This window comes from Citrobacter sp. RHBSTW-00671 (genome assembly GCF_014103415.1).
In the GTDB taxonomy this organism is placed as follows: Bacteria; Pseudomonadota; Gammaproteobacteria; order Enterobacterales; family Enterobacteriaceae; genus Citrobacter.
In genome coordinates, this window is the sequence record NZ_JABXPR010000003.1 from 112,812 (window position 1) to 124,636 (window position 11,825).

10 protein-coding genes are annotated in these 11,825 nt (G+C 54.1%); 1 reads left to right on the forward strand and 9 read right to left on the reverse strand.

Going from position 1 to position 11,825, the window contains the following annotated elements:
* Positions 1 to 15: 15 nt before the first annotated feature.
* From hflC to nnr, 9 genes are all read right to left on the reverse strand, one after another.
* Entirely contained in the window at positions 16 to 1,020 is a 1,005-nt protein-coding gene (gene hflC, locus HV261_RS25495) for a protease modulator HflC (RefSeq protein ID WP_005122169.1), read from the reverse strand.
* Between the two features lie 2 nt (positions 1,021 to 1,022).
* Entirely contained in the window at positions 1,023 to 2,276 is a 1,254-nt protein-coding gene (gene hflK / locus HV261_RS25500; protein WP_137384000.1) for an FtsH protease activity modulator HflK, read from the reverse strand.
* 189 nt (positions 2,277 to 2,465) lie between these two features.
* On the reverse strand, positions 2,466 to 3,746 hold the full coding sequence (gene hflX, locus HV261_RS25505; protein ID WP_003025589.1) for a ribosome rescue GTPase HflX: 1,281 nt from the start codon (positions 3,744 to 3,746) through the stop codon (positions 2,466 to 2,468).
* A 74-nt stretch (positions 3,747 to 3,820) separates the two neighbouring features.
* Complete coding sequence (hfq, locus tag HV261_RS25510; protein WP_003025584.1) at positions 3,821 to 4,129, reverse strand: RNA chaperone Hfq; 309 nt, start codon at positions 4,127 to 4,129, stop codon at positions 3,821 to 3,823.
* Positions 4,130 to 4,213: 84 nt separating this feature from the next.
* Positions 4,214 to 5,164: a tRNA (adenosine(37)-N6)-dimethylallyltransferase MiaA gene (gene miaA / locus HV261_RS25515; protein ID WP_202039812.1), complete on the reverse strand. Its 951-nt coding sequence runs from the start codon at positions 5,162 to 5,164 to the stop codon at positions 4,214 to 4,216.
* Positions 5,157 to 7,019 carry a DNA mismatch repair endonuclease MutL gene (gene mutL / locus HV261_RS25520; RefSeq protein WP_202039813.1) on the reverse strand — a complete coding sequence of 621 codons (1,863 nt, stop codon included), beginning with the start codon at positions 7,017 to 7,019 and terminating at the stop codon, positions 5,157 to 5,159. Before mutL ends, miaA begins: the two co-directional genes overlap by 8 nt.
* 9 nt (positions 7,020 to 7,028) lie before the next feature.
* Positions 7,029 to 8,360, reverse strand: a complete 1,332-nt coding sequence (gene amiB, locus HV261_RS25525; RefSeq protein WP_202039814.1) for an N-acetylmuramoyl-L-alanine amidase AmiB — start codon at positions 8,358 to 8,360, stop codon at positions 7,029 to 7,031.
* 16 nt (positions 8,361 to 8,376) lie between these two features.
* Positions 8,377 to 8,838 (reverse strand): tRNA (adenosine(37)-N6)-threonylcarbamoyltransferase complex ATPase subunit type 1 TsaE, encoded by a 462-nt coding sequence (tsaE, locus tag HV261_RS25530; protein WP_202039815.1) that lies wholly within the window; start codon positions 8,836 to 8,838, stop codon positions 8,377 to 8,379.
* Positions 8,810 to 10,357: a bifunctional ADP-dependent NAD(P)H-hydrate dehydratase/NAD(P)H-hydrate epimerase gene (gene nnr, locus HV261_RS25535; RefSeq protein WP_202039816.1), complete on the reverse strand. Its 1,548-nt coding sequence runs from the start codon at positions 10,355 to 10,357 to the stop codon at positions 8,810 to 8,812. The genes tsaE and nnr overlap by 29 nt, the downstream gene beginning before the upstream one ends.
* On the opposite strand from nnr, the gene queG reads away from it, so the two are divergent.
* Positions 10,356 to 11,495 (forward strand): tRNA epoxyqueuosine(34) reductase QueG, encoded by a 1,140-nt coding sequence (queG, locus tag HV261_RS25540; protein WP_202039817.1) that lies wholly within the window; start codon positions 10,356 to 10,358, stop codon positions 11,493 to 11,495. The two genes, nnr and queG, sit on opposite strands and share 2 nt — an antisense overlap.
* Positions 11,496 to 11,825 lie beyond the last annotated feature (330 nt).

The following is an 11,825-nucleotide window of genomic DNA, read 5'->3' on the forward strand; positions in this document are numbered from 1 at the left end:
ACCGCTGGCGCTATTTTAGCGTGTTGCGCTATTCGGCGTCTTCATGTAGCGGAAGAAATCGCTGTCCGGGCTCATGACCATGACATCCTGGTTTCCTTCGAAGCTCTTCTCGTAAGCGCGCAGGCTACGGATGAAGGCGTAGAAATCAGGATCCTGACTGAACGCATCGGCAAACAATTTAGCGGCTTCTGCATCGCCTTCACCGCGCATAATGCGGCCCTGACGCTCAGATTCTGCCAGCGTTTTAGTGACTTCATAGTCCGCTGTTGCACGCAGTTTTTCCGCTTCTTCCTGACCCTGTGAACGATGGCGACGCGCTACCGCTTCACGCTCAGCGCGCATACGGTTGTAAATAGCCTCGGACACTTCAGCTGGCAGGTTGATTTGCTTGATACGCACATCGACCACTTCGATACCCAGTGCCGCCATACTGTTCGGGTTGATGACCGGGACTTTACCGTTCGTTTCAGCCTGCACACGTTCAGCCGCTTCGGCGATCGCGCTATCCGCCGCCGGAGTCGCGACTTCATCTTCTGTGCCAGCAGAACCGGAGTTCAGCGCGTCACGGACTTCCAGGGTCAAACGACCGCGGGAATCGGTAACGATATCTTTCACGTCCAGACGACCGATTTCAGAACGCAGACGGTCAGAGAACTTACGTTTCAACAACACTTCTGCCTGAGAAACATCGCCACCGCCCGTTGCCAGGTAGTAGCGGCTAAAGTCACTGATGCGCCACTTGATGTAAGAGTCAACGATCAGGTCTTTCTTCTCTTTGGTCACAAAGCGATCGGCCTGGTTGTCCATGGTCTGAATACGCGCATCCAGCATCTTCACGGATTCAATAAACGGAATCTTGAAGTGCAGGCCTGGTGCAACGACCAGCGGTTTGTTGTCATCGTCACGCAGAACTTTCCCAAAGCGCAGGGTAATACCGCGCTCGCCTTCTTTGACCACAAAGACAGACATGAACAGAACTACCAGAACGATGATGATAATCGCAATAACTGACTTACGCATCGTTATTCCCCCTGACGCTGGTAGTCGTTACGCTGCGCGTTCGCGCGGCGTTGGTCCATAATATCGCCCTGACTGGTGGACGAGGTGTTGCTTGCTCCAGTACCGGAAGACGTTACCGGTGGCAGACGCAGCAGATTTGAACTGCTGTCGCTCTTCGCTGCTGGCGCATTACCGCCTTTCAGCATCTGATCCAGCGGCAGAACCATCAGATTGCTGCCCTTATCGTTAACCAGGACTTTACGGGTATGGCTCAGCACTTTTTCCATGGTTTCGATATACAGACGCTCGCGAGTAATCTGCGGTGCGGCTTTATATTCCGGCAGAATTTTTGCGAAACGCGCCACTTCACCCTGTGCTTCCAGGATGGTCTGGGTCTTATACGCACGCGCTTCTTCCAGAATACGCTGCGCCTGACCGTTTGCACGTGGCTGAACTTCGTTGGTATACGCTTCTGCTTCACGGATGTACTGCTGCTCGTTTTCACGCGCTGCGATAGCATCATCAAACGCCGCTTTTACCTCTTCCGGCGGACGCGCTGCCTGGAAGTTGACGTCCAGCAGGGTGATACCCATGTTGTACGGACGAATGGTTTCTTCCAGTTCACGTTGGGTATCGCTACGAATAACGGTACGCCCTTCGGTCAGGATTCGATCCATGGTGTATTTACCGATGACCCCACGCAGGGCGCTGTCGGTTGCCTGACGCAGACTGTCATCCGCGCTGGTTACGCTAAACAGGTAACGCTGCGGATCGGTCACGCGGTACTGCACGTTCATTTCAACGCGCACGACGTTTTCGTCTGATGTCAGCATCACGCCGGATGCGGCAAGTTCACGCACAGCTTCAACGTTGACCGGAGTCACTTCATCGATAAAGGTCGGTTTCCAGTTCAGACCCGGCTCAACCAGATGGCTGAATTTACCGAAGCGTGTCACCACGCCACGTTCCGCTTCTTTAATGGTGTAGAAACCGCTAGCCGCCCAGATAATGACGATAGCTGCCGCTGCGATAGTAAAGACTCGGCCGCCCAGTTGCGGACGCGGGCCTTGTGATGAACTACCACCACCAGAGCCCGTACCTTTACCACCACCCAAACCACCGAGTTTTTTACTCAGTTTGCGGAAGATATCATCCAGATCGGGAGGTCCCTGATCGCGACCACCTTTGTTTCCATTTCCCTCTGGGTTGCCGCCAGGTTTGCTGCTTCCCCAGGGGTCGCGGTCTTGTCCGTTATTACCGGGCTGATTCCACGCCATTTTTGTGCTCCATATTTGTTATGCGATGCTATACCTGCGTTTTTTGCGCTGCAGATGCGTTGGCTACGTCTTTCAACCCCAGTCACATAGTTGACTATGCGCCTGGAGATTTCAGGACTTGCCGCCTTTCTGCCGCATAAAATCCACGAGGAATAGAGGCGAAAAAATCTTCAGGCCATATCCGTCAGGTCAGACAACATAGTCTTCCAGTGCCGGTTCTTGTTTACAGAGGCGACGCCAGTCTACGATCGGCATACGTACTTGCAGACCTACGCTACCGTCTTCCTCCATCCACTCTTTTTCTATTGCCTGAAGTTGGTAAAACCGGCTTCTCAGACGCCCTTCCTGCGGCGGCAGACGCAACGTATGCTGCGCCACCTCACCGGAAAGTCGCTCTGTCAAAGCCTGAAAAAGCTGTGGTATGCCAATTCCCGTTTGCGCTGAGACCCACACGCGAATGGGTTTATTCTCTTCATCTCTGTCGATACGCGGTTCAAAATCATCCAGCATATCGATCTTATTCATTACCAGCAGCGTCGGGATTTCATGTGCATCGATCTCTTCAAGAACCGTGTCGACAGCCTCGATGTTTTCCTGCACACGAAAATCTGCCGCATCAATAACGTGCAACAGCAAGGTCGCCTGACGTGTCTCCTGCAAAGTGGCCTTAAACGCCGCCACCAGGTCGTGCGGCAAATGACGGATAAACCCTACGGTATCCGCCAGCACGGTTTCACCGACATCCGCAACGTCTATGCGGCGCAGCGTTGGGTCCAGGGTCGCAAACAGCTGGTCCGCTGCGTAGACCCGGGCTTCGGTTATCTGGTTGAACAGGGTGGATTTTCCGGCGTTGGTATATCCCACCAGTGATACGGTTGGGACATCCGCTTTCTTGCGCGACTGCCGCCCCTGCTCACGTTGCTTTTCAACTTTTTCCAGGCGCGACTGTATTTGCAAAATGCGATTACGCAGCAAACGACGGTCAGTTTCGAGCTGGGTTTCACCCGGACCACGCAAACCAATCCCGCCTTTTTGCCTTTCAAGGTGAGTCCAGCCACGGACCAGGCGTGTAGCCATATGGCGCAACTGCGCCAGCTCAACCTGCAACTTACCCTCATGGGTCCGCGCACGCTGGGCAAAAATATCTAAAATGAGACCAGTCCTGTCGATAACAAGACACTGGCATAACTGTTCCAGGTTACGTTCCTGGGCAGGGCTTAGCGCATGATCAAAAATCACCACCGCAGCGCCAGTCGCTTTTACGGCTTCGGCAATTTCGATTGCCTTACCTTCACCAACAAAATACTTCGGGTGCGGTGCTTTACGGCTCCCGGTAATCACCTGCATTGCTTCGACACCGGCGGAAGAAACCAGAGATTCAAACTCCTGGAGGTCTTCCATATCTTTGTCTTGCGAAAAATAGATGTGTACCAGTACCGCCTGCTCACCGGCATCATAACGGTCAAACAAGCGTCAACCCCTTAATATATATCAACGGGGAACGCAGGATCTCTGGCTCCCCGTGTGTAAAACAGCCTAAAACCTTATTCGGTTTCTTCGCTGTCCTGTTGCGCTGATGAACCCTGCGCGTTGCTACCGTGATGGTAGTTGCTGCCAGTGCCGCCGGTGGCATTGTTACTGTGATGAGAAACCGGGCGAGACGGGACAACCGTAGAAATCGCGTGCTTATAAACCATCTGGCTGACCGTGTTTTTCAACAGGATCACGAACTGATCAAAAGACTCGATTTGACCTTGCAGCTTAATACCATTCACCAAATAAATAGAAACTGGAACACGTTCCCGACGCAGTGCGTTCAGGAACGGATCTTGTAAAGATTGCCCCTTAGCCATTCTCTCTTTTCCTTATATGCTTATTTGTACTTTGAACCTTTCGATTCTGAAAAATTGCGCACGATACGTTTCAATTGTACACATTCAGTTCGCGATAGCACCAACAACCTGTAATACTTCGTTTCGCGCCTGGTCAGGCTTTTCACTGTCAAGCCAGTGCACCCCTTCCCAACCACGCAACCAGGTTATCTGCCGCTTCGCTAACTGCCTCGTGGCGCAAACACCTCTATAAACCATTTCATCGTATGAAATTTCGCCTTCAATGTATGACCACATCTGGCGATACCCTACACAACGAATGGAAGGCAAATCCGTATGCAAATCTCCTCGGGCAAAAAGCGCCCGGACTTCTGCTTCAAAACCTGAAGCTAACATCTGATGAAAACGCTGCTCAATTCGCTGATGGAGCAATTCACGACTCGCCGGAGCGATCGCAAACTGGTGCACCTCATACGGCAAAGCATCTCCTGACGTTTGCGTCAGCTCCGTTAAAGTTTTACCCGAAATGAAAAAAACTTCCAGTGCCCGGGAAAGTCTTTGCGGATCATTTGGATGAATCCGCGCTGCAGCTACCGGGTCAATCTCCTGAAGCTGTCGGTGTAACGCGTCCCATCCAAGCTCTGCCGCCTGCTGCTCGATTTTGGCCCTGACCTCCGGATCTGCCGACGGTAACGGTGACAACCCTTCAAGCAACGCTTTGAAATATAACATTGTGCCACCCACTAACAGCGGGATACGCCCCGCTGCGGTGATATCGGCCATCTCGGCTAGCGCATCGCGACGAAAATCTGCTGCAGAATACGCTTGCGCCGGATCACGAATATCCAGCAATCGGTGCGGTGCGGCCTGCAATTCATCAGCATCAGGCTTCGCGGTGCCAATATCCATCCCCTTGTAAATAAGGGCGGAATCAACGCTTATCAACTCTACGGGCAAAACTTTACGCAATTCAATTGCTAATGCCGTTTTACCGGAGGCCGTCGGCCCCATTAAAAAAATTGCCTTTGGCAGGCTCGCCTTACAGGTATCACTCATGTTTCAGGGCGTTCATTACCGAATGTAAATCAACAGGTTGTAACAGACCACCCGGCGGCGCCTTCACGAGTTGTGGGCATAGCCGCTCAACATCCGCCAACAGCGTAATCGCCTGGGCCATACTCCACTGCGGATGCTCGCTCATCAGGTTACGTGCAATCCACTGCGCAATGTTGCCCGCTTCGAATACGGTTTGCTGCGCCAGGTAGCCTATCAGTTCAGGAATCAAGATTTGTAAATTTTGTTGGCGTAAGGGTAAAGGCACCGCTCGGATGGTCACATGCTGCGCATCCAGCTGAAATTCAATCCCCAAATCAGCCAGTTGGCTTTGTCCTTTTTGCAACGCGGCTTTTTCATCAGCGGTGACTTTTAGACGCAATGGGATCAGCAGCGGCTGAGCGCAAACAGGGCCCTGCCCAGGCGTAAGCTGCGCCTGACGCAACCACCGTTCCGCAACAGGTAACGCCAGCAGCCGAATCTGGCCATCGCTTTCCAGTAATGCACAGTCGGTCCCTACGATAGTCAGCACCCGCCCAAACCCCTGACTGTTGCCGGTAAGTGGCACCGCCGGTGTTTCAGCGACCGGTGGTTTGTGCATCGGAGCCGGTGTCTGCAGCAGGCGCTGATAAATTTCGCCCTGCTGCTTTTGATAGCCAGGCTGGGCGTGCGGCCAACTGGCGCTTGCCTGCCCCTGGCGACCACTTCCGCTACCGGAAGAGGCAGAATAACGGGGAGTAGCAGGTTCACGCGCTGGCGCAGGTTCGGCGAAATGGTTACGCCCTGCCGCCACGCGGTTTTCCGGGAGATGTCTCGGGGCGAGTTCATCGTCATCAGCCAACGGCAGCGAGGTTTCCAACTGCTGTTGCAGGACGCTTAACACGCCCTGATAAATAAAATCATGCACCAGACGAGACTGGTGAAAGCGTACCTCGTGTTTGGCTGGATGCACGTTGACATCCACCTGATGCGGGTCGATTTCCAGATACAGTACAAATGCGGGTTGCTGATCGGCGCCTAGCTTATCTTCACAGGCCTGGCGAATGGCATGGTTGATCAGTCTATCGCGCATCATCCGCCCATTCACATAGCAATACTGGATTTCCGCCAGCGCCGCCGTCGTGTGGTTCGGATCGGCCACCCAGCCGCGCAGCGTCAAATCGCCATGCTGCCATTCAATCGCCAGAGCATGCTCCAGAAACGGCGTCCCGCAGATCGCCCCCAGTCGGCGCTCTTTTTGTCCATCCGCCGCGACAGCACGATACTGGCGCACCATTTTGCCGTTGTGCGACAGATTAATCGTCACATCGAAACGCGCCAACGCAATGCGGCGGATAATTTCGTCGATGTGGTTAAATTCCGTTTTCTCCGTGCGCATAAACTTGCGTCGGGCTGGCGTATTGTAAAACAGATCCAGCACTTCCAGCGTAGTACCCACCGGATGCGCAGCGGGTTTAACCGTCACATCCATGTCACGCCCTTCGGCATAGGCCTGCCAGGCTTCGGGTTGTTCTTGCGTACGCGATGTCAGGGTTAAACGGGAAACCGAGCTGATACTCGCCAGTGCCTCGCCACGAAATCCAAGGCTTACAATCGCTTCGAGATCGTCAAGCGAGGCAATTTTACTGGTGGCATGACGCGCCAGCGCCAGCGCCAGCTCGTCTTTTTTAATCCCACAGCCGTTGTCACGAATACGGATAAGCTTCGCCCCGCCGCGTTCGATATCAATATCAATGCGCGTTGCACCGGCGTCAATGCTGTTTTCTACCAGCTCTTTCACCACTGACGCAGGCCGTTCTACCACCTCGCCTGCGGCAATCTGGTTCGCCAGCTGTGGCGGTAGAACCTGAATCGGCATGGCTAATCCTTAGTTTGTTAACGTGCTGCCAGGCGATACGGCGCTGGCAGTTTGCGCCGGTGCGCCCTGTGGGCCGGTTTGCATCGGATGCGACTGGAAATAGTTACGCAGTCCTTTGTAAATCGCCTCGGCCAACTGCTGCTGGTAATCATCGCTTGCCAACAGCCGTTCTTCGCTGTTATTGCTGATAAAACCGGTTTCGACCAGGACTGACGGGATATCCGGCGAGCGTAATACGCCAAGGCTGGCGTGTTCCGGGCGGCGTTTATGCATCGAACCAATACGTTCTAACTGACCGATCATGCTGGTCGCCACATCATACCCGACGCGCTGCGAATGACCGAACTGCAGGTCCAGTACGGCCTGACTGAGATAGGGGTCAGACTGGCTGTTAGCCAGCACATCACCCGCGCCGCCCAGCAGTTCCGACTGTTTCTCGTGCTGCTCAAGCCAACCGGCCATTTCACTGTTGGCACGACGGTTTGACAGCACCCATACGGAAGCGCCAGTCGCATCGCGGTTTGGTGCGGCATCCGCATGAATAGAGACCAGGAAGTTGGCATTTTGTTTACGCGCAACATCAGAACGGCCCATCACCGAGATAAAGTAATCGCCGTCACGGGTGAGAACCCCCTTAAACATCGGATCATCATTCAGCAAGCCGCGCAGTTTGCGCGCAACAGCGATAGTGACGTTTTTCTCGCGTGTACCACCAGGGCCGATTGCCCCTGGGTCCTGCCCGCCGTGTCCGGCATCGATAGCAATAACAACTTTATCGCCGTTGCTGACGCGAGCCTGAGCTGCTGGTCTCGTGGTCGTATTACTGCTGGTCACCGCGGTGGTGCGATCATTTTCTGCTTTAAACGGATTACGTGCTGGCTCAACAGGACGCGTGGCGATAACCGGCGCCTCAACACGCTTCGCAACCACTGGAGGCGGAGGCGGCGGCGGTGGCGCATCAGCCTTGATGGTAAACACAACGGTATAGTTACCACCGTTTTGTCGTTTTACGGCTTCAGCTTTTCCGTTTTCGGTTAAATCGACGACCAGTCGCAGAGACTGGGCATCATTTGGCGTACCCGAACGGATCGCCTTCACCAGATTATTGCCGCTGAACAGCAGTGGTAATCCCTGAATCACACCGGTTTGTTTAATATCCAGCGTGACCGTTCGTTTCCCCTCCTGCGACACAGCGTATTCCGGCTCACCAATAAAGCTCAGCGTAATCCGCGCCTGTTGATCGCCATTGGAAACCTGAAGATCGGAGAGGCTGGCGGCCCCGGCCTGCGCGCACAGCAGGACCAGGATTGCCATCAGCCAGTTTCTGATGCGATAAATCATCCCGCCACCCTTAAGGTTATTCGGCTAAACGCGCCAGCAATAAATCACCCGATGCGGAGACAGCACTTACGCGCGCCTCACGACCTTGCGCCTGATATTCAATGTGTATTTCGACGTCCGGGTCTGGCAGTACACCTTTACCTTGTTGCGGCCATTCCACCAGGCAGATGGCATCATTGGCAAAATAATCGCGGATCCCCATAAATTCCAGCTCCTCCGGGTCCGCAAGGCGATACAGGTCGAAGTGATAGACCATTAAATTATCGAGCGCATAGGGTTCGACCAGCGTGTAGGTCGGGCTTTTTACATTACCTTTGTGACCTAACGCCTGCAGGAATCCCCGACTAAAGGTCGTTTTCCCCGCCCCCAGGTCGCCATATAAATAAATAACCGTCGCGCCGTCACAGGCTTTGGCTACCCGCTGTCCCAGGTCTAAAGTTGCCTGCTCATCAGGTAGTGGAATTACTCGATTCATCATGATAAACGTCAATCACATCAGGGTTAACAATACGCTGTAGCGTGGTAAAGAGATCTGTCGCCAGCATGCCGCGCATACCAAAACGCGCTGCCAGTACATCCGCCGCCGCACCGTGCGCCACACATCCCGCACACGCAGCATCATACGGGGTAAGCTTCTGTCCGAGCAATGCGCCAATAATACCGGAAAGCACATCCCCCATCCCGCCGCTGGCCATTCCGGCATTGCCGGCATCAATAATACCCAATGCAGCCTGTTCCGAGGCGACAACCGTCCCCGCGCCTTTCAGCACTACCACGCCTCCGTACCGTTTTACCAGACGTTGTGCACAAAGTAAGCGATCGTCTTCAACTTCTGCAATGGAACAACCCAGCAGCCGTGCTGCCTCACCCGGATGCGGCGTGATCACGCGATTGTGACGTTTATCGGGATTGATTGCCAGCAGGTTAAGCGCATCGGCATCCCAGAGCATCGGTTTGCGAAAATTCTCGACCTTTTGCAATGCTTTTTTGCCCCACGCCTGCTGTCCAAGACCCGGACCAATCACCACAACATCCGCCCACGCCAGCCCCTCTTCCAGCGTCTTCGGCGTTAGCGTATCGACCATCAGTTCCGGTCGGGCAGTCAAAATGGGGGCGATGTTTTCACTGCGCGTCAGTACTTTGACCAATCCAGCCCCCGCACGCAGCGCCGCTTCACCGGCCATACGAATGGCACCCGCCGTGCCGTGGTCACCGCCGATAATCACCAACCGACCGTGGGAGCCTTTGTGCGAGGTAGGTCGACGTGGTGTTAACCAATGCGCAAGCTGCGAGGCTTCATAACGCTGAATCGGCGCATCTTGCCCGGCAAGCCAGGCCTCCACCCCAAGCGCGTTAAAGTGCAGATGTCCGGTGACATCGCGCGCTTTACCGGTTAGCAGACCCGGCTTGAGCGCAATAAAGGTGACGGTATGCGCTGCGTTTATCACCGCCCCCGGTGTCGCTCCTGTTTGTGCCAGCAGACCAGAAGGAATGTCTACCGCGACGATGGGGGCAGGATGGGCATTGGCATGCTCAATCAGCGTTCGGAGCGGTTCGCGCGGAGCCTGTTTTAAACCGGTCCCCAACAGCGCGTCGATAATGACATCCACACGACCAGGCCAGACGATATCTGTAGAGTGAATGACGCCCCCCGCATTAAGCCAGGCATCACGCGCCTGCTGTGCGTCCTCGGGCAGCGGTTTATCGCTCTCCTGCGCCAGCAATGTGACATCAAGACCCTGCGCTTTGGCAAGCCTTGCCACTACGTATCCATCACCGCCGTTGTTACCGTGGCCGCACAGCACCAGCCAGTGTTGGGCGTGCGGATATGCGTTCAGGGTAGCCTGAAACACAGCCTCTCCCGCGCGCAGCATCAGTTCATACAGCGTCAGCCCTAAGCTGTCTGCCGCCTCTCGTTCCATCCGTTTGATGTCATCGGCGTGCCAGATGGCGTGTGGTATACTTGCGAGGTTTTTCTTCATTGTATGGTCCGTCATGTCAGAGCCCCTCGATCTCAATCAGTTAGCGCAAAATATTAAGCAGTGGGGGCTGGAACTTGGCTTTCAGCAGGTCGGTATTGCCGATACCGACCTCAGCGAAGCCGAACCCAAACTGCAGGCCTGGCTGGATAAACACTATCACGGCGAGATGGACTGGATGGCCCGTCACGGCATGATGCGCGCCCGACCTCACGAATTATTGCCCGGTACATTACGCGTTATCAGCGTACGAATGAACTATCTTCCTGCCAATGCGGCCTTTGCCAGCACGTTGAAAAATGCCTCTCTGGGTTACGTCAGCCGGTACGCGCTTGGACGTGACTACCATAAGTTGCTACGTAACCGCTTAAAAAAGTTGGGCGAGATGATTCAGCAGCACTGCGCTTCGCTGAATTTTAGACCTTTTGTCGATTCTGCGCCCATTCTTGAGCGTCCACTGGCGGAAAAAGCCGGGCTTGGCTGGACGGGTAAGCACTCACTTATCCTCAACCGTGAGGCTGGCTCATTCTTCTTTCTCGGTGAGTTACTGGTCGATTTGCCTCTCCCGGTTGATAAGCCAGTCGAAGAAGGATGCGGTAAATGCGTGGCCTGTATGACCATTTGTCCTACCGGCGCTATCGTTGAACCCTACACGGTGGATGCGCGCCGCTGTATCTCTTATCTCACGATCGAACTGGAAGGCGCGATCCCGGAAGAGTTTCGTCCGCTACTGGGGAACCGCATCTATGGCTGCGATGACTGCCAGCTCATCTGCCCGTGGAATCGCTATTCGCAGTTGACGGCAGAGGATGACTTCAACCCGCGCAAGCAGCTTCATGCTCCGGAGTTAATAGAACTATTTAGCTGGAGCGAGGCGTGGTTTTTGAAAGTCACGGAGGGATCTGCCATTCGTCGTATTGGCCATCTGCGCTGGCTGCGCAATATCGCCGTTGCGCTGGGAAATGCCCCCTGGGATGAAGCCGTAATCAATGCGCTGGAAACCCGCAGAGGTGAGCACCCACTTCTCGACGAACACATATCGTGGGCGGTTGCCCGGCAAATTGAGAAGCGAAATGCCTGCGTAGTGGAAGTGCAGTTACCGAAGAAACAACGTCTGGTCAGGGTCGTTGAAAAAGGATTGCCACGCGATGCTTAAGTCATCCACAGCTTGTGTATAAAAATAAAAACACATTGATATTCAAGAGGGAAAAAATCGTCAAGTGATCGCATTAACAATTTGAAATGATAATTAGCTCATTAATTTCAATTGGTTACGAAGATATTATTCACCCAGCGAAGTTGTTTGCATTCAAGGAATGATGCTTCGGCCTGTGGATAAGTCTGTTTACAGAAGTGTGTCAATGGCGAACGAAAACGTCCCCAACGCGATACTACGTTGTGGATATTTTTATTGAGATAAGAATTTGGAGCGGGAAACGAGACTCGAACTCGCGACCCCGACCTTGGCAAGGTCGTGCTCTACCAA